Below are 19,766 nucleotides of genomic sequence, written 5' to 3'. Positions count from 1 at the left end.
TTTATCCCTTTGTTATCAAATTATTTGTTGTGCCTTATTGCCGTTCTTCATGAACCCACCAAGCGCCCGACGCAGGTTTAACGCCGTGCCGTTCGACTATCTATCAAAACCGCTCTATTGCTTAATTGTTTTGTTAAGGTGATTTGTTTTGATGTGATAATTACAACATAAGTTGTTATTAATATCAACATCTAAAGTTGTTATTGTTTTGAAGGGAGTTGTTAAATTGTTGTTTCTGTGCAATTAATTGTTGTTTGATTGCTTGTTTTTTGAGCGATAAAGTGTTTTGAAGTTGTAGGTGAGGAATTTTAGGCATGAAAAAACCGCATGAAACGGGTGGGGGGATTTAAGCTATAAGATTGAGTTCAGCCCGCTCAATTCTTTTTAATGCTTGCTGCGGAGTGTTTACAGGGGTAACTATGATTGAGTGCCTATCTCCAACTTCTTCTAGCGTTAATAAAGCATCATTTAATCGCTTCATTTGTCGCTTGCTAAATGTGATATCATCTTCAGTCGGTCTATAGACAATAAGCTCATGTGTACTTCGTGTAAAGAGATTATCATGATCCTTGATAGCAAATAAATCTAACAATCTTGCTTTGTTTTTATCTAAATCTGTCCCTATGTTATTTGGTCTTAATCTTTCGGTATTAATTGCCGAGCGATCACTCAGGAAAAATATCTTAGCAGCTCTAGCTTCTGATACAACCTTAAATTCTCTATCAAAATAACGATCGAAGCTTGGATGATTATTTATAGTTATATCTTTTAATAATTTTGACCAAGTGTTATCTGATGAATATTGGTCATTCTCTTGATCGTTAGAATAAAAATCAAGGGACGATAGGCTTGATGTTAGCATCACCGCTTGCCTAAGAACTCCGATAATATCACTGGATGAGGTGCTTTTTATTTTACCCAAAACAACACCTTGCATAGGAACGTTCCAGTTTTCTAGAATTTTTGTTTTGCTTAGATGTGAAGTAAGGCTAGAAATAATTAATTCAATCAGAGCGTTAAACTGATCTGATTTGTTACCATACATAGCTTTAACCACGCACTGTCTAATAGATTGTCTAATTTTAAATTCACCCCCTTCACTAACAGCTACCACAGCGATAGTAAGTTTTTCTCCAGAGCCTATGATTGGCTCAAAATAAATTGGAGCCCAAATAGCTTTATAGGTTGGCGCTTTTGACATTGTGAATAATAATTTATTACTATCAAACATTTACAAAATCCATCTGGTTTGGGTTAATTCTATTGTTTATGATTTTTTGAATGAATTCACTACGGCTAGTTAAAAAATATAGTAACTCATTTTTCGATTTATGAGCAATAGGTATTTTATTAATAGCTTTAGCTATTAGATTGTTATTATTTATTTCTTCTATTTCTTCGCACCAAATAGTTAATCTGTTGCATAGCGCAATTTTATCTAATTTATGTTCACAAGATAACTCGGTAAATTTACATAGCAAATGATTAAATAATATATTATTCCAATCTTCCTCATAGTCTGGTGTAAATTTATCTAATGGCATTGATAAACCATGATCAATCATAGCTATATCTTTTCCATTGTATAATAAATTACCAGAATGTCGGTCGCGATTGATAATAAATTCATCAAAAAAAGACGCACTTTCAAGGGCGCTCCAGTTTTTAATTATTGAATGAAATTCAATATAATATGGATCTTGAATATTTAATTTATGATAGAGATTTGGATACCCAACATCAAGAGAACCGAAGCAGAAAACATCATTTTGGTCTAATAGTAATATGGGTTCAGGAATTGGTAAATTTATTAGTCTACCTAATATTGCGCAAATTAATTCTTTTAATATCTCAATGCCTTTTATATACTTCGCTACAACAGGATATTCTTCATTATCACAACAAGCGATACATCTGAAAGAACTATTTATGCCATCTTCGATAGGTTCCGAATCACTAATAATTCTTCCTACTTTTACCATATTGTCTGCCATCAAACATCATTCCTTACATTATTGATTTAAACTATTTAAAAATCGCCAAAGCAGTGAGTCATGTTTCCTTAATAACATCAATCACATTTCAAATGAACAATGAAATACTCGTCCGATTATTTGTATATTCTTCGCATCATCGACTTCATCTGGGTATTCCTCCGAGTTGTACGAAACGATTCTAATTTTTCCTGCTGGTAATAAATACAATCTTTTTAACCGACACAATCCATCTTGGCATATTGCATAAACATCGCCATCACGAATATCTTTTTGTAGTGTGTTTACAGCAACTGTTGCTCCATCTGGAATAACGGGCTCCATGCTATTTCCTTTAGCAGGAAAACAAACAACAAACTCTTTTTGTGCATTTTTTCTTCTAAAGAAAGATTTGCTAAATCTGAGCTTATAGCCGTTGTGATCTTCCATGCTTGAACAGCCATGTCCAGCTGCAAGTTCGATTGATTTAAAATATGGGACTTCAACTTCATCTTCATTCAACGGAGTTTTATCATCCCATTCATCCACTTCTCTTGTTGATAATTCGCTCATCGGCGTTCCATCTTTTTGTTGTTTAAGCGGAGCGCCTTCTCCTTTAGCTAACCATTCCACCGAAACACCTAAATAATCAGCGATCTTCAATAAATTTCTATTTGATTTGGTTTTACCTGTCATCAACTTCCATATTGTGGTCTGAGACATTCCAATCGCTTCTCCAAGCTTTGCTTGAGAAATCTTTTTTTCTTTCATTATTTTGGTTAATCGATCTGCTAATGTCATTTTTCAATCTCCTTTTTATTAAAACAAAATACAACCAAAGTTGTACAAAGTAAAACATCTTAAGTTGTTGACACTAACAAAAACACAAGCTAATATTTTACAACATAAGTTGTTAACAAGGGGTTTTATGAAAAACAAAGCAATTGAGAAAGCTATTTTGCTTACTGGAAGTCAAAAAAAATTAGCTGATGCATGTGGTAAAACGCAAACCTCAGTTTGGAAATGGTTACATGGCTTATCTGAAATTAGCCTTGAGAACGCACTTTTAATCGAGAAAGTAACTAATGGAGCCGTTACCGCTTGTGATATCAAACCAGATATATCAAAAATTTTTCCACCTAGACAGAACAATGACGACAGAGGCGATAATGAACACATTAAATAACGAAAACACACATAGCCAATGCGCAAAAATGTTCAACCACTTGCAAAGTGGCAAAACGATTAATCCGTTACTAGCGCTAAATAAATATGATTGCTTTAGGCTTGGCGCGCGAATTTACGATTTAAAACAAATCGGATTTAGCATTGATAAACGAATGATTACAGCGAAAAACGGCAAAAAATATGCTGAATACTCAAAGAGGGTCAATTAATGAATGCTGTTGAAACATTAAAATTAATAGGACGTCCTAACGCTTATTATCCTCGCTTAGCGAAACCTCTCGGGGGAGTTGGCCCTGCTGTTTTATTCTCACAATTATTTTATTGGCAAGATAAGGCAACGTCCAATTTAGGTGTGTATAAAACACGTGATGAACTTGAGGATGAAACAGGCTTAACACATAACGAGCAACGAACGGCAATAAAAAAGCTATGTGAAAAAGGTGTGTTAATTGTTACCGAAAAAAGATTAGAGCACAAAACGTTTTACAAAATTGATAACGAAAAAGTTAATCAAGTTTTGAGTGATTTCGCCAACGCTATAACTCAATCATCACGACAAATAAAAAGTCGTCATCCCGATCTCTACAATGTAGATGTCGAGATGACTACAAAATCAAGTTCGTTATATCAAGAGAATACTACAAAGATTACTGCAGAAACTACTACAGAGAATACTACAGATATTATTGCGGATAAACCGCAAAACCCTAAACGGGCATGTCAGTTGCCTGATGAATTTAAACCGAACGAACATCATCGAGATATAGCGATAAATGAAAACGTCAATCTGGATAATGAGTTTGTGAAATTTAGGGATTACTGTTTGGCTAACGGTAAAAAATACATTGATTGGAATGCGGCGTTTAATAACTGGTTACGCAATGCAGGTAAATATCAAAAATTTAGCCAATCTAACAAACCTAAATTCATGACCCTTGCTGAACGAAATAGAGCCGTTCTAGAGAGCATGAGGAGTTAGTAATGGCAAAGATCACAGATGATTTTTTAGCAGTTATTGGCGGATTACTTGAGCTTTACGGGCAACAAGCAAGCACAACTAAAGTCAATATTTACTGGTCAACGCTTGGACAATATCCGATTAATTCATTAAAAGCAGCGGCAAACGCATGGGTAAGAAAAAGTCAATTTATGCCGAAGCCTGCCGATTTAATCAAACTAATGGGTGGTGCAAGCAATCATCTGTCACCAGATGAAGCATGGGCAATTGCAATACTGGCTAGTGATGAAACTAACACCGTTGTATGGACGGGTGAAATAGCAAAGGCATGGGCACAAGCGAAAATTGTCTATCAAAATGGCGACAAAATTGGCGCAAGAAGAACGTTTATTGATACCTATGAACGGCTTGTTGATAAATCAATGATGCACGGTCGTACTGCTGAAGTCTTTGTCTCATTAGGCAGTGATAAAGAAAAAAGAGTTGACGCTATAAATCATGCGGTTTTTACAGGGTTATTAACGCAAGATCGCGCTAATTATTATCTACCAAAACCAGAAAATACGTTCGCAATGCTTGAATGTAAAACCGAGCAGGGAGCATCAAGTAAAAGTCTGATGCATATTGCTAACATTAAACAGATGCTAAAAACAGCTAAAGCTTGTGCTACAAAGCATTAATCACTGTAGGTTAGGTTCTATCACATGTTAGATAACATAGCGTATGACTATGTTGTAGACCTGAAACAAGCGGTAGATTTGAAAAAACGGTAGCAAATATCGCTACGATTTTATGCGCTAAATGTCCACAAACAAGGCTTAGCGCATAATAACCACAAATCAGGAAATATCATTGAATAGAGGATGAATTGATTAAAAAAATAGGTATTAAAAAGATTGGATGAATAAAAGAGTATCGTGAATCCCAAAACACACGACAGAACAAACCAAACAGATAAAAGCTGAGTATAAAGCAAGATTAAAAAATGAAGGAGAAAATGATGAGAGATACGAAAGATATTTTAACCGCCTGGAAAAACACACGCATTTTAAAGCGCATAGGAACCGAATACCCCTCTAAATCAGCAGGTATTGACGGCGCACCAATGGATTTTAATTACCGTCAGTATTTAACAGAAGATGAAGCGCAGATTGTTGATAATGCTGTTTTAAGGCTCAAAGCGGATAATATTGAATATTGGGCGGTATTAACCTCTTTTTATCTACGTGACATTTCATGCAGTAAGCAAGCAAAAATATTAGGTAAGCAAACAACAGAAATGACAAAAATATTATTAGCAGCAGAATGTTTTATACGGGGGCACATTATTGAATTATTCCCAAAAGTGGCGTAGATAACCATGATTATAAAAAAAGGTATTTTGGATTGTTAATTAAAATTTATTTAAAACAAAATGTTATGTCTGATATAATCTAATTGGTCGTTGAATAAGCGGTTTAGCAAAAGCGCTTAAAAATTGGTAGAAAATTTTAGTTAATTATTTTATTTATAAAACAAATAGTTATAATTAGAGTGTTCCCTGTATACACAGGGATAAACCGTGTTACACGATAATCAGCGGAATAAATGACATGTGTTCCCTGTATACACAGGGATAAACCGCGTCAGGAGCTAGAGCGGACAGACCTGAATTAGTGTTCCCTGTATACACAGGGATAAACCGTCTTTAATATTGTGAAAATAGAACGCTACATTTGTGTTCCCTGTATACACAGGGATAAACCGTATACTTTCGGATATTTTTCTCCTGAACGATTGTGTTCCCTGTATACACAGGGATAAACCGCGGTGGAAAATGTCACGAGTGGCGCTATTGTCGTGTTCCCTGTATACACAGGGATAAACCGAAACGGTCAATACAATAGAGGTCTAATAAAAAGTGTTCCCTGTATGCACAGGGATAAACCGCAATCTCTCACCGCGTTAATCTAGTTGGTTATGTGTTCCCTGTATGCACAGGGATAAACCGAAAAAGGAGAAGACAGTGCAAACAGTAAAAATGTGTTCCCTGTATGCACAGGGATAAACCGCTGATGCAAAAAATGGCTCAGGGCAACGTCAAGTGTTCCCTGTATACACAGGGATAAACCAGAAGATGACTAATGACTAAACATTCTAAAACGATTGCAGATTTAGAGTCTGCTATGCTCAATACAGAAAAATCAAAAAAAGCGTTCGAAGCTGCAGAATATGAATGGCGATTAAAAGAGCGTGTTCCTTGTACACACAAGGATAAACTGGTCAAGAATCAAGTTCATCTTCAGGAGAAGGTGTGTTCCCCGTGTAAATAAGGATTAAATATATTTAATTTTTAATGTGTTTTTTTACTTGTTGGCATATCCCTATATACACAAGGATATACCCGTGCTTTTAGAAGCAATGAGTGAACTTCGCCCCAAAATGGACAAATGCCATGCCAGTTAAATATAAGTATGTCAGGTTATTACCAAACGTGGACCCAAATTAAATGGGCTATTTAGTTATATCAAAACATCTGATTAGCGATATAAAGTACGTTTAGGTGTAGCTTAGTGTACGATATCAGGAACAAAGGCTATGATATAACAGAAAAACGGCAAATCGGGCATGATAAAAGTCATTCAGAAAACCTATTGATTTTATTGAGGTTTTTAAGTGGTGGTGAAAGGTGACATTAATGTTTTTACCACAAAACTACCTTAGTTTAATTCTATGCCTAAAATTATTCATACACTAGAAATGGAGCTACAAATTATAGTAATAAAAAAAGCGTGAAATATACAATAAAACACTTGACTGTTTAAACGTTTAAATATATGATATGCGCATGATGCGGTTTTGAGCGCACAGAATTTAAGTCCACTAAAATAGTTGGGCTTTTTTTGTTTCCATATGTAAATCATTTTATGAGAGCACGAGCATATAGACGACATCAGGCTAAGCGATGTTTAGATAACAGAAAGCATGATTTTATTCTGGCAATACTAGAAAATCGCTTAAAAAGCATGTAATAACACCGGTAGCCTGTTCTTGTTGGATGTGTGGTAATCCAAGAAAATATCATAAATCATTAACTTTACAAGGGCATCGCTCATTATTGAATTTAAAAGAAAGCCTCATTTAGAGGCTTTTTTACTATTTAAACAAAACTTTATAGATAAAACCTCATAGACAAAGCTTTACCGTATCAACCATAAATTAAACTTGCAAACTATCTAAGTTTTCACTTGTTTACATTAATTAATGCAATCTTAACTACCTTGATTTTTTAAGATTTTATTGTTATAGTTAAGATCAAAAGCGAGGCTCTTCTCGCCTTTGATACGACTAAAAAGCTGGAAAACTTAAAAGGCGTAGAAGAACAATGATTAGTATTTTCATTTTTCTTCTCCTTATCCCAACTTAGATCGAGGGTTTACTTTCTCAAGTTTCTTGCTTGGTACTTATAGTTAATTGAGTGCGATGATTTTTAATTAGAACGCTCGATATTTTTATTTATTTTGGAGTTGTTTTTTAAACGGATTTATGAAAAAGTTTATCATCTCGCTTGTGCTTGTTTCTTTTTTTGCTAATTCAACACAAAACTTTAATACAGCAAAAAACCAATTAACTAAATTGTATAAATCAAACCCAAAACAAACTGAGTTTTATTGCGCTTGCGAATTTAGCTTTAACGATAAAAAGGGCGTTGTTGATTTTGGTAAATGTGGTTACAAACCCAGAAAAAATGAAGCTCGAGCCTCTCGCATAGAATGGGAACATGTCATGCCAGCCGAAAATTTTGGGCGCCATTTACAATGTTGGCGAGATGGTGGACGTAAGGCGTGTAAAAAAGATGCTACGTTTAATCTGATGGAAGGTGACATGCATAATCTACAACCTGCAATTGGCGAAGTTAACGGTGATCGTTCTAACTACCGATACTCGCAATTCACTAATCAATTTAATCAGTATGGACAATGTCAATCTGCAGTTGACTTTAAAGCTCGTCAATTTCAACCACGTGACGAGATTCGAGGCATAATTGCACGCACTCATTTTTATATGTCAGATAAATACAACATTAACTTATCGGATTCTGAGCGCAAATTAATGACAGCGTGGAATAAAATGTATCCGCCTGAACAATGGGAATGCAAGCGCAATCAACAAATTAAACAAATTCAGGGTCATGATAATAAATTTATTACAGAGCAATGTAATAAAGAAAGCCTCAATTAGAGGCTTTTTTGTTATCAAGGTAAAATTTCACAGCATCAACAATAAGCTTGGCTTGAGGAATATCTAAGCTTTTACTTGCTTGTTCAATTAATGCGATATCATCAACGTGTAGTTTGAAGCCTTTCACTTTAATTCCTCGTTTTTGGTCACTTTTTTGATTAATTTCAACTCTTGTTAATGCCATGTTATCCGCCTTGATTTTTTTAAAATTAAATTGTTATATTTAAGGTTATCGGAGAGGTTTCCTTCTCCTTTGAACTACTTCAGAATGCTGGCGAGCTTATCAAAAGTAGCAGAATTAAAATGAATATTTTCTTTTTCATTTTTCTTCTCCTTAAGCCCTTGTCTTAGGTCGGGGGTTTACCTTATCAAGTCCTTTACTTGATGTTTATTGTTGTAAGTTAACTTACACTAAAGGTCAACAATCTTTATCTAACTAATTTTAATTTTTTATAGATTTATTACCGAATAAAATTAATGAAGTCTTATATGTATTTTTGTGGTTTATCTGTCAAAAGATAAATAGTTGTTGTATTGCTACTTTAAGTTGAATATAATTTTTCCGTTATTCCTAAGGATTTTTTCATCAATTCTAATTGTGGCAATATAATAATGAAGAGTAAAGTAGCAGTTGCGGTATTGTTATCTACGAGTTTAGTCTCTTTGAATTCAGCTGCGTCTGGAGCTATGGCTTTGTCCTCTCAGTATCAAACAAAAAGTGAAATTAACCACGAAGATATTAAAATGATAAATTTAAAAAATAAAGTAATCAATTATTTTAATATTGACTTGGTTAAAGCATTGAAAGATTTAGAAAATATTTTATATGAAATAACTGATGATTTTTCCTGTGATTTTATAAAAAATTATGACTTTTCTGCAATGCTAAAAAATTTAGTTTCTGTGGAGTCCTCAGCTTTTACATTTATAAATAATAATTTAATTACAAAGATGGATATTAAAGATTCACTTCGCTTAATATTGTCTTTGAAAAATAAAATTACAAGAATAATGCAAATAAGGGATTCACTTGATGTGGTTCCAACTTATTATAATAGTGGAATAAATACAACTCATATTTTATCGTTAGCAAACAATACAACTAATAAATTATTAAGCGAAATCAAAAACAAGGCTTAGTAATCATGGTTGATGTTATAATTTTAGAGGAAGCCAGATATTTATTTGCTGATACATTTATAGAATTCCCTAATTTTGAAAATCAATTAATTAGTGTTTTTAAAGAATATATAGAAAGTAATCGAACAAAAGTGCCTGATATTTTTGGACGTGATGTTCCGTATAGGCAACCAAACAGGCTCTATGAGCTAAATGTTCAACATATTCATTTAAAGTTGCCTCCAAACCGATTCCCAAAGAACCAGCCTCAATATTATAGATGCAACGCCACTAAAGAGCCTAATAAGGATATTTTTCTTGTTTATGTTATTTCAGATTTTAATCCTAAGAGATTTGCGCTGTTAGCAATATTAAGACCACATGCTCATAAGAAAAGTAAAGAAAGAAGAATATTAAATTTATTTTGTCAATTGGCTGAAAAATATCAAGAACAAGAATTCGAGTTATATTGTGCAACTGATTAGCCCACGAGATATTTTACATTCACCGCTTAATTACGGTTTTTTATATCCAAAGTTACCCCTACGCCACTTTCTATAATTCAAGACAACAAATTGATTTATAGATACGCTCGGGGGCTTTCAAAGAATCGACAGCAAAGCTAGACACGCACACAACTCAATATAGCTAGTACGCTGTCACCTTATTAACTCACATAAAGATATTTAACATGGAAAGATACTCATCACCGATGTCTTATTTCTGGGGCGCTTTATGCACGCTTTTAGGCGCACTTAGTTTAAATGATATTGCCATTATTGTAGGTATTATCTTATCAATAGCGACATTTATTATTAATTGGTTGTATAAGCGCCGAGATTTTTATCATAAAAAAAACTTGAGAGAGCAATACTATGCGAAATACCACAAAAATAGCGAAGAGTGCGATTTGTAGTGTTTCGGTAATAATCGGTATTGTTATTACCAACTACTCAGATGACATAAGAACAAGCCAATCGGGTCTGGAAATAATCGGTAATGCTGAATCCTGCGTACGAGAGCCTTATTATTGCCCGGCTAACATATTAACGGTTGGGATTGGCTCAACGGGTAATCATATTGAACAAAAAATTTATACTGATGATGAGATAGCAAAGCGTTGGGTCAATGACATAAAAACGGCTGAACAATGTGTTAATCGCTATGCTAAAGGCTTTCATCTTCCCCAGTCTGTTTTTGACGCTGTGACCTCAATTACCTTTAACGTTGGATGTACAAAAATGCGAACATCAACAATGTATAAGCATCTGAATAACGGTGATTATAAGGCGGCTTGTAATGAATTCCCAAGGTGGAATAAAGCAGGTGGTAAGGCTCTAAAAGGTTTAGTAATCAGGCGAGAAAAGGAGAAGGCGTTATGTCTATCTTATGTTTTATCATCGCATCGATAATGGCTATCAAAGGTGTCAACGGCTGGGGGTTGGTTTTTATTTGTCTCGTTATTGTTGAGTGGTTCATCATGTTAAAAATATCAAAAGTAAATATATCATTGATTAGTATGTTGCTATTTGTTTGTTATTTCGCCTACAAATGTCGGCAAGATGAAAAGCTTGCAGTGGTGAGAGCAAATAAAGCTGAAGAAAAGTACGAAAAATAGCTACAAGATAACAATGAAGTAACAAAATAGAATCAAACATTATTGAGGCGATAAAAAATGGACAAGCTAAAACAGCGGTTTTACGTCATGATATCGATAATGGTTTTATCGAGTTGCGCGTCAAAGTCGAATCCGTCAAACGAGATAGTGTCACCGCCAGCAATACAGCTAGCAAAGCCTTACGACTTGCAAGAGCTTCTCAACAAGATTATTACCATCTCACTAGCGCAATCAGCTACAACAAAGCCATGATTGATGGTTGGCGAGAATACTATTGTAAAGAGATTGCACCCAAGAATAATACAGAGTTTATGTGCAAATAAACAGTAGATATGATAAACGGATGCAACTATACACATTGGCATAAAGCATGCTTAACATATCTAAAACGAAATTTTTTGTGTTATGCGTTTTATATAAAAAGATATGAACTACCTACAGCTAGATAATGCTGATAAAACAATTTATTCAATATAGATAGCTAAAAGCTGCAATTAACCGAGCGAAAAATTATCTCCACCATTTGTCTCGACATCGTAATGCTTGATATTGCTAGTTATTGTTATAGCAAATCAGGCTTCCATAAAGGATTACTCTGTTTAAAAATTTCATGATTGATACATTAAAGAAAGAATCATCATGGCGTAAAAACACGTTAACTACAGATCTAGTCAACTCAATGAAGCAGGTTAAACAATGAAATTATCACATATCGTTCACACATTACGCCATTTTAGCCCTAGCTTTGCAGGTCGGGTTGGTGCTGCTGCTGCGTTTTCAGCTATTAAAGATACGGCACTTTTAAAATTACCTGCCGCTTATGTTGTTCCGCTTGATGATAGAGCACAAGACAACAAGTCACAAACAGATTATTGGCAAAATGTGACAGAAAGTTTTGGGGTTATTGTTGTATTAAAACCATTAGATGAACAAGGTCAACACGAAGCATATGACATTGTCGAAAACATAAAAACCGAACTTTGGCGAGCTTTACTCGGTCTTGAACCTTCTCCATCGCATAATCCAATTCAATATGATGGTGGCGGTTTACTGGATTTAGATCAGGGAAGACTTTTTTATCAATTCAATTTTAGTGCAGTGCGCGAAGTTGGTTTTGATAATACTCGTCAACACTTTGATTTAAATGCTATTGATAATCCAATTCCCGATCCTGATTGGCAATTCGATCCAAACGACCCAGATGCCATCAAACCTCCGCAGTATAACCCGTTAAACATTGGCAACTTCGATACTCTATCAGGAACGATTAATGAACTAGATTCGGGGGTAACGGTGAATTTTCAAAATAATAATATCTATGAGGGCAATAATGATAATTAAACCTATCAATAACAAACAGGTATATGACCCAGATAACGGGGATTATTTACCTAAAGGCGGTCGTCATGTTGAGTTTAACCAATACTGGGCTAGACGACTGGCAAATAATGATGTTGAAGAAACAACCAACATCAAATTAAAACAAAAAAAGGGTAACTAAAAATGACAATTAGTTTTAACAATATTCCTAACAATATAAAAGTTCCATTATTTTATGCGGAAGTGGATTCGTCTGCGGCTAATACAATTCAAGATAGCGGTGCTTCATTAATTATTGCTTATCCATTAGCTGATAGCAGTATTGAACGTAATAAGCTCATTATTATGCCGTCTGCAGATCAAGCTAAAAAACTCGCAGGACAAGGTAGCCAATTATCTAGAATGGTTGAATCCTATCGAAACACCGATAATTTTGGTGAGTTATGGGTGATTGCTGTTGACGAACCTGCATCTGGCTCAAACGCAACAGGTACTATTCAAATATCAGGCACCGCAGAAGAAACAGGGACATTAAGTTTATATATTGGTAACTGCAAAATTCAATCGCGCGTAACGATTTCGGATACTGCGGATAATATTGCCAATGCACTAAATAATGCAATTAATACCAATTCCAATTTACCTGTTACAGCAACTATTAGCAATAGCACTATCACGTTAACAGCCAAAAACAAAGGATTGAATGGCAATGATATCCCGCTATGCTTTAACTATTACGGCACAATCGGCGGAGAAGAAACACCTGACGGATTAAATATTGCAATCACGCAAATGCATGGCGGAACAGGTACTCCAGATTTAACGCCGGTTATTGCCGCGATGGGTGACAAACTCCTTGATTTTATCGCCTTTCCATTTAATGACTTAGCATCACTCGCAACATTCAACCAAGAAATGGATGACACAGTAGGGCGCTGGAGTTATACCCGTCAATTATACGGACATGCATATACAGCTAAAAAAGGGGACTTATCCGAGCTTGTCGAATTTGGTGATAAATTAAATTACCAACATATTACCGTTGCAGGCTATGAAAAAAACATTCAGACAGGTATTGATGAATTAATTGCAATGCGAACATCGCGGAATGCAATTTTTATTCGTAACGATCCTGCTCGACCAACACAAACGGGCTTATTAAACGGCGCGTTACCCGCACCAGATAGTGATCAGTTTACACTAACAGAACAACAATCTTTGCTAAGCCATGGTATTGCTACAGCTTATGTTTCTAGCGGAAATTTATTAATACAACGTGATATCACAACCTATCAACGTAATAGCTACGGCGTTGCTGATAATAGCTATTTAGATAGTGAAACCTTGCATACGCTAGCGTATGTATTACGTAAATTACGCAGTGTGATCACATCTAAATACCCACGGCATAAACTAGCAAATGACGGCACGCGATTTGGTGCAGGGCAGGCAATTATCACCCCTTCCGTCGCTAAAGCGGAAATTAATGCAACATATCGACAATTAGAATTATTAGGTTTAGTTGAAAACTTTGATGTGTTCAAAAAGAACTTAATTGTTGAACGAAATGTCAACGATCCTAATCGATTAGATGTGTTATTCCCACCTGATCTCGTTAATCAATTACGCGTTTTTGCTGTGTTAGCACAGTTTAGATTGCAATATCCAGAGGAGAAAAACTAATGACACAACGACGTATTGCAGGAACAACTTATATTAAAGTTGATGCCAACCAACTATCATTAACAGGCGGTATTGAAGTCCCAATGAATACTAATGTAAAAGAAAGTATTTTGGGATTAGATAATAGCGTTCACTATAAAGAAACGTTCCGAGCTCCGTACATTAAAGGGACATTTAAAGTACCGCGTGATTTTCCAATCGACAAGTTAATGTCTAGCGATTCAATGACAGTTACCGCAGAACTTGCCAACGGTAAGGTTTACGTTTTATCTAATGCTTGGGTAGAAGGTGAAGTTAATCACAATGCCGAAGACGGTACAGCAGAAATCGAATTTCACGGTGAAGAAGGATTTTATCAATAATGAAAGAAATTAAACTATCACAGCCGATCATGGCACATGGCAATGAATTACATGTGCTGGAATTAAAAGAGCCTACCGTCAAAGATATCAAAAAATTGGGATTCCCATTTGATAGCCAAATGATTGGCGATCCTAAAAAAGTGGCTGATTACATCGTGGCATTAGGTAATGTTACACCAAGCTCGGTGGAACAACTTACACCCTATGATTTTCTAATGATTACGGGAGAAATTATGATGTTCTTTGGCCCAAAGGATCAAGTAAAGGAAGCAGAGACGCCATTGGAAACGGAGCAAGCCCAATTATCACCATTGAATATCTTGTAAACCTTTGTTTTGAAGTTGCCAAGTACTGGCAACTTTCTCCTTTCTACATCATTGAAGAACGTTCACTATCCGAAGTCTTTGAACTCTGTGAACAAGCAAACCGCATAGAAAATAGCAAGGAATCAACATTATGACTAGCTTTAATTTAAAAGCTGCAAAGGAATATATCGATAAGCTACCGCCAAAATTAAATAATATAAAAGGCAAACTTGAAAAATTTCAAAAAAGTGTGCAAAACTCAAAGTTTGCCAAATTTGATCTAAAAGGTGCTGTAACTGGCCTTAATATTTCTGCGCCGTTTGTTAAAGGTGTGAAAGATGCAGTAGCGTATGAAGAAGTTATGGCTGACATCAAAAAGGTTGTTGACTTTGATACGCCTGAGCAATTCAAACAAATGGGGCAAGATATTCGTGAAATGTCACTAACGTTACCAATGGCAGCTAAAGATATCGGCGCAATTGTTGCAGCAGGCGGGCAAGCAGGTATCCCAAAAGAAGATTTAAAGCAATTTGCCGAAGATGCTGTAAAAATGGGTATAGCATTTGATAGCTCTGCGGAAGAAGCGAGTAGCACAATGGCAACATGGCGAACAGCTTTAAAGCTAACTCAAAATGAGGTTGTTGAATTATCTGATAAAATTAAATTGTTGAGCAATCCGCAAAATGCAAAAGTTAAAGATATTTCAGATGTAGTTACAAATGTAGTTACAGAAATTGGTTCGCTGGATAATATTTCTGGTAGCAGTGCTGACAAGTTAGTTGCATTAAGTTCAACAATTATTTCCGTTGGTACAAATACCGATCAAGCAGCTACGGGTATAAAAAACTTTATGTCGATGCTGGCATCAGGTGAGGCTGCGACTGAGAAACAACAAGAGGCATTACAACAGTTAGGCTTCACATCAACTGAAATAGCTAACATCATGCAGAAAGATGCCGAAGGAGCGATTACATCAGTACTTGAATCGCTAGGTAAAGTACCAAAAGATAGGCAATCTGCGTTACTAGCAGATTTGTTTGGTAAAGAAAGTATTGCTGCAATTTCACCATTAGTTGATAATCTGGAACTATTAAAAACTAATTTTAAGCGTGTTGAGGATGCATCGCAATACGCTGGTTTGATGCAGGAACAGTATGAATTAAGATTAAATAACGTAGCCCAAAAATTACAAATTTTTAATAATGGTCTTAATAATATCAGTTTATCAATTGGTGAGGCATTATTACCAACATTTATCGAACTATTAAACCAAATGCAACCGTTAATCGTTTCATTTGGGCATTTTATTCAAGAAAATCCTGAACTCGTGAAAATGGCTGCGATGGCGATTGTGGGGTTAATTGGTCTTCGTGTTGCATGTGCAGGTGTGAATACTATTGTTGGTGTGCTAACAACCGGGATCGATATTTACAACGGTGTACTTAAAGCTAATAAATGGGTAACAAAGTCTCATGCGGCTATTCAATTAAAATTATCTAATGCATTTAAAAAGGTTCGAAATTCCTCAATAGCACTTAAAATAGTGACATTGGCTCATACAGGTGTTTTAAAAAGCATTACTTTAGCGACAAAATTATTTACTTTCTCGAAGATAGCATTATCTAATGCATTTAAAAAGGTTCGAAATTCCTCAATAGCACTTAGAATAGTGACATTGGCTCATACAGGCGTTTTAAAAAGCATTACTTTAGCGACAAAATTATTTACTTTCGCGCAGGTAGCATTATCTAATGCATTTAAAACGGTTCGAAATTCCTCAATAGCGCTTAAAATAGTGACGGTGGCTTATACAGGAATTTTAAAAAGCATTACTTTAGCGACGAAATTATTTGCTTTCGCACAGATAGCATTATCCAATGCATTTAAAATTGTTCGAGTTACTTCAATTGCGCTTTTCACGGTCATGGCCATGAATCCAATTGGGCTAATCATGACAGGTATAGCTATTGCTGCAACATTAATCATCACATACTGGGATGATATAGTTAAGTTCTTTCAATGGCTATGGGGGGTGATAAAACCTTACGTTATGCCTATTATTGATTATTTTATAGCAGAATTTAAAGCAGGTGGTGAAAGCATCATAAATGGCTGGCAGAGGGTAAATGAGTTTTTTAGCGGATTGTGGGCGTCTATTGAGCCATATGTAATGCTGATTTTTGATATATTCATTGAGCCCTTTAAAAATGCGGGTGAAGTTATACCAACGGTATGGGAAAGTGTTCAGAATTTCTTTAAAAACCTATGGGATAACGTTAAGTCTGGCATCCAACCGCTACTAGATGCTTGGGACTTTCTTTTCGGTGACAATGAAAAGAAAGTAAAAGTTACGGCTGATACAGCGAGTTTACCGAAAGAAATGACCAAACCAATGGTTACATGCTCCAATTATCAAACGCCTCAAATGCCAATTAATAACTTTTCAAATAATAATGCAAATCGAAATAGTAATGGTGAATTGGTTGTGAAGTTTGAAAATGCCCCGCAAGGGACTATCGTAAAACAAACTAAACAGGCATCGGGTTTTGATACTAAAGCCGATGTGGGTTGGAATCCATATGCATTAGGAGTCTATTGATGAACTTCATGAATTGGCTAAATGATTTATTACCAGCAAGTTTTCGAGGAGTGCCATTCCAAGTGAGTGGCACATCAGCTGAATTTGGTCGGCGTAATGAAACCCATGAATATCCGTTCCGAGATGTTCCTTATACGGAAGATCTAGGTCGTTCTGCGCGTAAAAATAAAATTGATGCGTTTGTTATTGGTGACGACCACAAAGAACAAGCTGAAAAACTGGTAGAAGCCATCGAGAAAGAAGGTGCAGGCACACTCATGCACCCCATATTTGGTGAATTGAATGTTAACATTACCGGCACGGCAACCGTTAGTAACTCGGTTGAAAACGGGCGAATGAGTGTTATTTCATTCTCTTTTGTTGAAGCGGGGGAATTAATCTTCCCCGATTCATCTATCGCAACAGATGATGTGGTTGATGAAAATGCAGATAATGTAGATCAAGCACTACTAGATGCATTTGAAGATTTTGATTTAATCGACGCGCCCGATTTTGTCTTGAGTAATATTCTTGATGAAACCGTGTCAATTTTAAATGACATAGCTGATGCTTATAATGCGATAACTCCCTATGTTAATGATGTGATTAAAATCCTAAATGGTGATTTATCACCCATTCTTGGTGCTGGGGGTTCATCCATTATTAATTCAATCAAAAATGTTTGGCAAAGCGCAACAACATTTTCCAATTCTGTAAATGATTTGGTAGCCAAAGTAAAGGTGTTTAACGGCGTATTATTTATAAAAAGCGTTTTGCCTAGCGCCATTTGGTCAACAGATAGCAAATCGACCCAAAAAAGAAAGAAAAATCAAAATCTAATCAATACCGCGATTCGCGTAACCGCACTGACAGAAGCATCACGAATAATTGCGTCATTGCCAAAGCAAGTTGAAGATAAAAGAAAACAAGCTTTTGCGCCTGTGGCGTTAGAATCAACAAAAGGGAAAAAAGAGAATTATTTCAGCAGAGGGGATACTTTGCCAAATGGGAACATAAACAATTCACAGGCTAACATAACAATCTCAACCATATCAACATCATCAACAGTTGAAAAAAGTAATACCATTTCATTTGATGATTTGCTGGATATCAAAGATGCTATTAATGAATCGTTTGATAAAGAACTGTCAAGAACCGAGCATGATGGTTTGTACATTGCACTAGTCAAATTAAAAGCTGCAGTTAACCAAGATATCAATGCACGCTTAATCAAAATAGAAAAAACCATTGTTTATATGCCTAATGACGTATTGCCCGATTTAGTTTTAGCGCACTATCTCTATAACAATGCGACACGTTATGATGATATATCAATTCGCAACAACGTCCTTCATCCTGGTTTTGTGCCCGTTAAAGAACTGAGAGTACCCAAACCATGAGCGATAATAAAGTGTTGTTAAAAATTAATCACAAATACTTTGGCGGTTGGACTGATGTAAGTATTTCGGCGGGTATTGAACGACTAGCCCGTGATTTTAATGTCACTATTACTCGACAATGGCCATCATCAGGCGATGCTTCAGAAGCAAAAATTGATGTTAAAAATGGTGATTTAGTTGAAGTGTATATTGATGATGACGTGGTTTTAACGGGGTACGTTGAAGCATTGCCCATTCGATATGATGCGGGATCACTATCAATGGGTATTGTTGGCAGAAGTAAAACCGCTGATTGTATTGATTGTAGTGCAGTACCCAAACAATATAGCGGTAGTTCAACTATTCAAGTTATTCAAGATTTAGTTAAACCGTTTAAGCTAAACGTTATCAACCAAGGTAATGATGTTGGTGCTATTAGCATTCAAGCGGATCAAGGGGACACTGTTTTTGATGTCATTAGTAAAATAATGGGTATGCAACAAATTATTGTATTTGATGATGAGCAAGGGCAAGTAGTGATTGGTGATATCGGTTTCGATGAGGCAAAAACAGCCTTGGTTTTAGGAGCTAATATTTTGTCGGCGGATACTGGAAATAGTATCGAGGATCGATATTCCGATTATTTTGTCTCAGGGCAAAGCATCGGTGATGATGAAAACTTTGGTGAAGCAACGCTAGCATCCGTTAGCGCCACATCTAAAGATGAGGAAATTGTTCGTTATCGTCCATTAATCATAAAGCAGTCTGGCGACTCGAATAACGGTACTTGCCAAGAACGCTGTGAAATGGAAAAAGTGCTGAGAGCAAGCAAAACCAGAGAAGTCACTTATACCGTACAAGGTTGGCGTCAGGGGGACGGAACGTTATGGAAACCCAATCAAATGGTTGTCGTTAATGATCCGCTGCTGGGTTACGATAATGAAAAACTGGTTATTGCTGAAGTTAAATATAGCTTAAGCAGTCGTGGAACGTTATGCGAATTAAAAATAGGTCCAGTTGAAGCCTATTTGCCTGACAAGAAGAAAAAAGGTAAGTAACCAG

At 35.8% G+C, this 19,766-nt stretch carries 25 protein-coding genes and 1 CRISPR repeat array; of the genes, 21 read left to right on the top strand and 4 right to left on the bottom strand.

All coding sequences use genetic code 11. From position 1 onward, the window contains the following. Positions 1-346: 346 nt before the first annotated feature. The 3 genes from A9G45_RS10315 to A9G45_RS10305 form a co-directional block, all read right to left on the bottom strand. Complete coding sequence (locus A9G45_RS10315; protein WP_065568065.1) at positions 347-1,231, bottom strand: hypothetical protein; 885 nt, start codon at positions 1,229-1,231, stop codon at positions 347-349. Further along, positions 1,224-1,994: a HipA family kinase gene (locus tag A9G45_RS10310; RefSeq protein WP_065568064.1), complete on the bottom strand. Its 771-nt coding sequence runs from the start codon at positions 1,992-1,994 to the stop codon at positions 1,224-1,226. The genes A9G45_RS10315 and A9G45_RS10310 overlap by 8 nt, the downstream gene beginning before the upstream one ends. A gap of 81 nt (positions 1,995-2,075) precedes the next feature. Then, positions 2,076-2,774, bottom strand: coding sequence for an XRE family transcriptional regulator (locus tag A9G45_RS10305; RefSeq protein ID WP_141673667.1), 699 nt, complete (start codon positions 2,772-2,774; stop codon positions 2,076-2,078). 127 nt (positions 2,775-2,901) lie between these two features. On the opposite strand from A9G45_RS10305, the gene A9G45_RS10300 reads away from it, so the two are divergent. The 7 genes from A9G45_RS10300 to A9G45_RS10270 all read left to right on the top strand — a co-directional run bounded on the left by A9G45_RS10300 (position 2,902) and on the right by A9G45_RS10270 (position 8,340). Then, the gene (locus A9G45_RS10300) at positions 2,902-3,159 is read left to right on the top strand and encodes a transcriptional regulator (RefSeq protein WP_065568063.1); all 258 of its coding nucleotides are present in this window, start codon (positions 2,902-2,904) and stop codon (positions 3,157-3,159) included. Beyond that, positions 3,143-3,370, top strand: coding sequence for a helix-turn-helix domain-containing protein (locus tag A9G45_RS10295; RefSeq protein ID WP_218057103.1), 228 nt, complete (start codon positions 3,143-3,145; stop codon positions 3,368-3,370). The genes A9G45_RS10300 and A9G45_RS10295 overlap by 17 nt, the downstream gene beginning before the upstream one ends. Continuing rightward, on the top strand, positions 3,370-4,140 hold the full coding sequence (locus A9G45_RS10290; RefSeq protein WP_065568062.1) for a hypothetical protein: 771 nt from the start codon (positions 3,370-3,372) through the stop codon (positions 4,138-4,140). The genes A9G45_RS10295 and A9G45_RS10290 overlap by 1 nt, the downstream gene beginning before the upstream one ends. A gap of 2 nt (positions 4,141-4,142) precedes the next feature. Continuing rightward, positions 4,143-4,799, top strand: coding sequence for a hypothetical protein (locus A9G45_RS10285; RefSeq protein ID WP_065568061.1), 657 nt, complete (start codon positions 4,143-4,145; stop codon positions 4,797-4,799). A 317-nt stretch (positions 4,800-5,116) separates the two neighbouring features. After that, a complete protein-coding gene (locus A9G45_RS10280; RefSeq protein ID WP_141673666.1) occupies positions 5,117-5,473 on the top strand; it encodes an antiterminator Q family protein in 357 nt (118 codons plus the stop codon). Positions 5,474-5,652: 179 nt separating this feature from the next. Beyond that, positions 5,653-6,231: direct repeats of the CRISPR family, unit length 29 nt; unit sequence GTGTTCCCTGTATACACAGGGATAAACCG. Between the two features lie 11 nt (positions 6,232-6,242). Then, positions 6,243-6,431 (top strand): hypothetical protein, encoded by a 189-nt coding sequence (locus A9G45_RS10275; protein WP_065568059.1) that lies wholly within the window; start codon positions 6,243-6,245, stop codon positions 6,429-6,431. Between the two features lie 1,213 nt (positions 6,432-7,644). Then, entirely contained in the window at positions 7,645-8,340 is a 696-nt protein-coding gene (locus A9G45_RS10270; RefSeq protein WP_065568058.1) for an endonuclease, read from the top strand. Here the strand turns inward: A9G45_RS10270 and A9G45_RS10265 are convergent. After that, on the bottom strand, positions 8,333-8,524 hold the full coding sequence (locus A9G45_RS10265; protein ID WP_065568057.1) for a hypothetical protein: 192 nt from the start codon (positions 8,522-8,524) through the stop codon (positions 8,333-8,335). The genes A9G45_RS10270 and A9G45_RS10265 overlap by 8 nt on opposite strands. Positions 8,525-8,952: 428 nt before the next feature. Here A9G45_RS10265 and A9G45_RS10260 point away from each other — a divergent pair, with 428 nt between their 5' ends. The 14 genes from A9G45_RS10260 to A9G45_RS10205 all read left to right on the top strand — a co-directional run bounded on the left by A9G45_RS10260 (position 8,953) and on the right by A9G45_RS10205 (position 19,762). After that, positions 8,953-9,480: a hypothetical protein gene (locus A9G45_RS10260; RefSeq protein ID WP_065568056.1), complete on the top strand. Its 528-nt coding sequence runs from the start codon at positions 8,953-8,955 to the stop codon at positions 9,478-9,480. 5 nt (positions 9,481-9,485) lie between these two features. After that, positions 9,486-9,944, top strand: coding sequence for a type II toxin-antitoxin system YafO family toxin (locus A9G45_RS10255; RefSeq protein ID WP_065568055.1), 459 nt, complete (start codon positions 9,486-9,488; stop codon positions 9,942-9,944). A 206-nt stretch (positions 9,945-10,150) separates the two neighbouring features. Further along, a complete protein-coding gene (locus A9G45_RS13890) occupies positions 10,151-10,375 on the top strand; it encodes an HP1 family phage holin (RefSeq protein WP_081297896.1) in 225 nt (74 codons plus the stop codon). Then, positions 10,335-10,871: a lysozyme gene (locus A9G45_RS10250; protein WP_065568054.1), complete on the top strand. Its 537-nt coding sequence runs from the start codon at positions 10,335-10,337 to the stop codon at positions 10,869-10,871. Before A9G45_RS13890 ends, A9G45_RS10250 begins: the two co-directional genes overlap by 41 nt. Next, positions 10,838-11,077, top strand: a complete 240-nt coding sequence (locus tag A9G45_RS10245) for a hypothetical protein (RefSeq protein ID WP_065568053.1) — start codon at positions 10,838-10,840, stop codon at positions 11,075-11,077. Before A9G45_RS10250 ends, A9G45_RS10245 begins: the two co-directional genes overlap by 34 nt. 26 nt (positions 11,078-11,103) lie before the next feature. Further along, the gene (locus A9G45_RS10240) at positions 11,104-11,400 is read left to right on the top strand and encodes a lysis system i-spanin subunit Rz (protein ID WP_442903045.1); all 297 of its coding nucleotides are present in this window, start codon (positions 11,104-11,106) and stop codon (positions 11,398-11,400) included. Between the two features lie 373 nt (positions 11,401-11,773). Further along, entirely contained in the window at positions 11,774-12,418 is a 645-nt protein-coding gene (locus tag A9G45_RS10235) for a phage tail terminator protein (protein WP_065568051.1), read from the top strand. Continuing rightward, entirely contained in the window at positions 12,408-12,578 is a 171-nt protein-coding gene (locus tag A9G45_RS13885) for a DUF2635 domain-containing protein (RefSeq protein WP_081297895.1), read from the top strand. Before A9G45_RS10235 ends, A9G45_RS13885 begins: the two co-directional genes overlap by 11 nt. Positions 12,579-12,580: 2 nt before the next feature. Next, positions 12,581-14,080, top strand: coding sequence for a phage tail sheath subtilisin-like domain-containing protein (locus A9G45_RS10230; protein ID WP_065568050.1), 1,500 nt, complete (start codon positions 12,581-12,583; stop codon positions 14,078-14,080). Further along, entirely contained in the window at positions 14,080-14,442 is a 363-nt protein-coding gene (locus tag A9G45_RS10225; protein WP_065568049.1) for a phage tail tube protein, read from the top strand. Before A9G45_RS10230 ends, A9G45_RS10225 begins: the two co-directional genes overlap by 1 nt. Further along, positions 14,442-14,768, top strand: a complete 327-nt coding sequence (locus A9G45_RS10220) for a phage tail assembly protein (RefSeq protein WP_081297894.1) — start codon at positions 14,442-14,444, stop codon at positions 14,766-14,768. The genes A9G45_RS10225 and A9G45_RS10220 overlap by 1 nt, the downstream gene beginning before the upstream one ends. Positions 14,769-14,898: 130 nt before the next feature. Further along, positions 14,899-17,346 carry a phage tail tape measure protein gene (locus tag A9G45_RS10215; protein ID WP_065568047.1) on the top strand — a complete coding sequence of 816 codons (2,448 nt, stop codon included), beginning with the start codon at positions 14,899-14,901 and terminating at the stop codon, positions 17,344-17,346. Next, entirely contained in the window at positions 17,346-18,725 is a 1,380-nt protein-coding gene (locus tag A9G45_RS10210; RefSeq protein WP_065568046.1) for a DNA circularization protein, read from the top strand. The genes A9G45_RS10215 and A9G45_RS10210 overlap by 1 nt, the downstream gene beginning before the upstream one ends. Continuing rightward, a complete protein-coding gene (locus tag A9G45_RS10205) occupies positions 18,722-19,762 on the top strand; it encodes a phage baseplate assembly protein (protein ID WP_065568045.1) in 1,041 nt (346 codons plus the stop codon). Before A9G45_RS10210 ends, A9G45_RS10205 begins: the two co-directional genes overlap by 4 nt. Positions 19,763-19,766: the final 4 nt, after the last annotated feature.

It is taken from the genome of Gilliamella sp. HK2 (genome assembly GCF_001690265.1).
Classification (GTDB): Bacteria; Pseudomonadota; Gammaproteobacteria; order Enterobacterales; family Orbaceae; genus Gilliamella; species Gilliamella apicola_C.
The sequence above is the reverse complement of the archived record's forward strand: the minus strand, read 5'-3'. Positions and strand labels throughout refer to the sequence as shown.

Excerpts from the sequence above, each read along its gene's own strand:
- A9G45_RS10250 (WP_065568054.1), top strand. The coding sequence starts at position 10,335 with ATGCGAAATACCACAAAAATAGCGAAGAGTGCGATTTGTAGTGTTTCG.
- A9G45_RS10245 (WP_065568053.1), top strand. The coding sequence starts at position 10,838 with ATGTCTATCTTATGTTTTATCATCGCATCGATAATGGCTATCAAAGGT.
- A9G45_RS10315 (WP_065568065.1), bottom strand. The coding sequence starts at position 1,231 with ATGTTTGATAGTAATAAATTATTATTCACAATGTCAAAAGCGCCAACC.
- A9G45_RS10305 (WP_141673667.1), bottom strand. The coding sequence starts at position 2,774 with ATGACATTAGCAGATCGATTAACCAAAATAATGAAAGAAAAAAAGATT.
- A9G45_RS10235 (WP_065568051.1), top strand. The coding sequence starts at position 11,774 with ATGAAATTATCACATATCGTTCACACATTACGCCATTTTAGCCCTAGC.
- A9G45_RS13890 (WP_081297896.1), top strand. The coding sequence starts at position 10,151 with ATGGAAAGATACTCATCACCGATGTCTTATTTCTGGGGCGCTTTATGC.
- A9G45_RS10205 (WP_065568045.1), top strand. The coding sequence starts at position 18,722 with ATGAGCGATAATAAAGTGTTGTTAAAAATTAATCACAAATACTTTGGC.
- A9G45_RS10220 (WP_081297894.1), top strand. The coding sequence starts at position 14,442 with ATGAAAGAAATTAAACTATCACAGCCGATCATGGCACATGGCAATGAA.
- A9G45_RS10230 (WP_065568050.1), top strand. The coding sequence starts at position 12,581 with ATGACAATTAGTTTTAACAATATTCCTAACAATATAAAAGTTCCATTA.
- A9G45_RS10300 (WP_065568063.1), top strand. The coding sequence starts at position 2,902 with ATGAAAAACAAAGCAATTGAGAAAGCTATTTTGCTTACTGGAAGTCAA.
- A9G45_RS10275 (WP_065568059.1), top strand. The coding sequence starts at position 6,243 with ATGACTAAACATTCTAAAACGATTGCAGATTTAGAGTCTGCTATGCTC.
- A9G45_RS10215 (WP_065568047.1), top strand. The coding sequence starts at position 14,899 with ATGACTAGCTTTAATTTAAAAGCTGCAAAGGAATATATCGATAAGCTA.
- A9G45_RS10210 (WP_065568046.1), top strand. The coding sequence starts at position 17,346 with ATGAACTTCATGAATTGGCTAAATGATTTATTACCAGCAAGTTTTCGA.
- A9G45_RS10285 (WP_065568061.1), top strand. The coding sequence starts at position 4,143 with ATGGCAAAGATCACAGATGATTTTTTAGCAGTTATTGGCGGATTACTT.
- A9G45_RS10290 (WP_065568062.1), top strand. The coding sequence starts at position 3,370 with ATGAATGCTGTTGAAACATTAAAATTAATAGGACGTCCTAACGCTTAT.
- A9G45_RS10280 (WP_141673666.1), top strand. The coding sequence starts at position 5,117 with ATGATGAGAGATACGAAAGATATTTTAACCGCCTGGAAAAACACACGC.
- A9G45_RS10225 (WP_065568049.1), top strand. The coding sequence starts at position 14,080 with ATGACACAACGACGTATTGCAGGAACAACTTATATTAAAGTTGATGCC.
- A9G45_RS10295 (WP_218057103.1), top strand. The coding sequence starts at position 3,143 with ATGAACACATTAAATAACGAAAACACACATAGCCAATGCGCAAAAATG.
- A9G45_RS10255 (WP_065568055.1), top strand. The coding sequence starts at position 9,486 with ATGGTTGATGTTATAATTTTAGAGGAAGCCAGATATTTATTTGCTGAT.
- A9G45_RS10265 (WP_065568057.1), bottom strand. The coding sequence starts at position 8,524 with ATGGCATTAACAAGAGTTGAAATTAATCAAAAAAGTGACCAAAAACGA.
- A9G45_RS10260 (WP_065568056.1), top strand. The coding sequence starts at position 8,953 with ATGAAGAGTAAAGTAGCAGTTGCGGTATTGTTATCTACGAGTTTAGTC.
- A9G45_RS10270 (WP_065568058.1), top strand. The coding sequence starts at position 7,645 with ATGAAAAAGTTTATCATCTCGCTTGTGCTTGTTTCTTTTTTTGCTAAT.
- A9G45_RS13885 (WP_081297895.1), top strand. The coding sequence starts at position 12,408 with ATGATAATTAAACCTATCAATAACAAACAGGTATATGACCCAGATAAC.
- A9G45_RS10310 (WP_065568064.1), bottom strand. The coding sequence starts at position 1,994 with ATGGCAGACAATATGGTAAAAGTAGGAAGAATTATTAGTGATTCGGAA.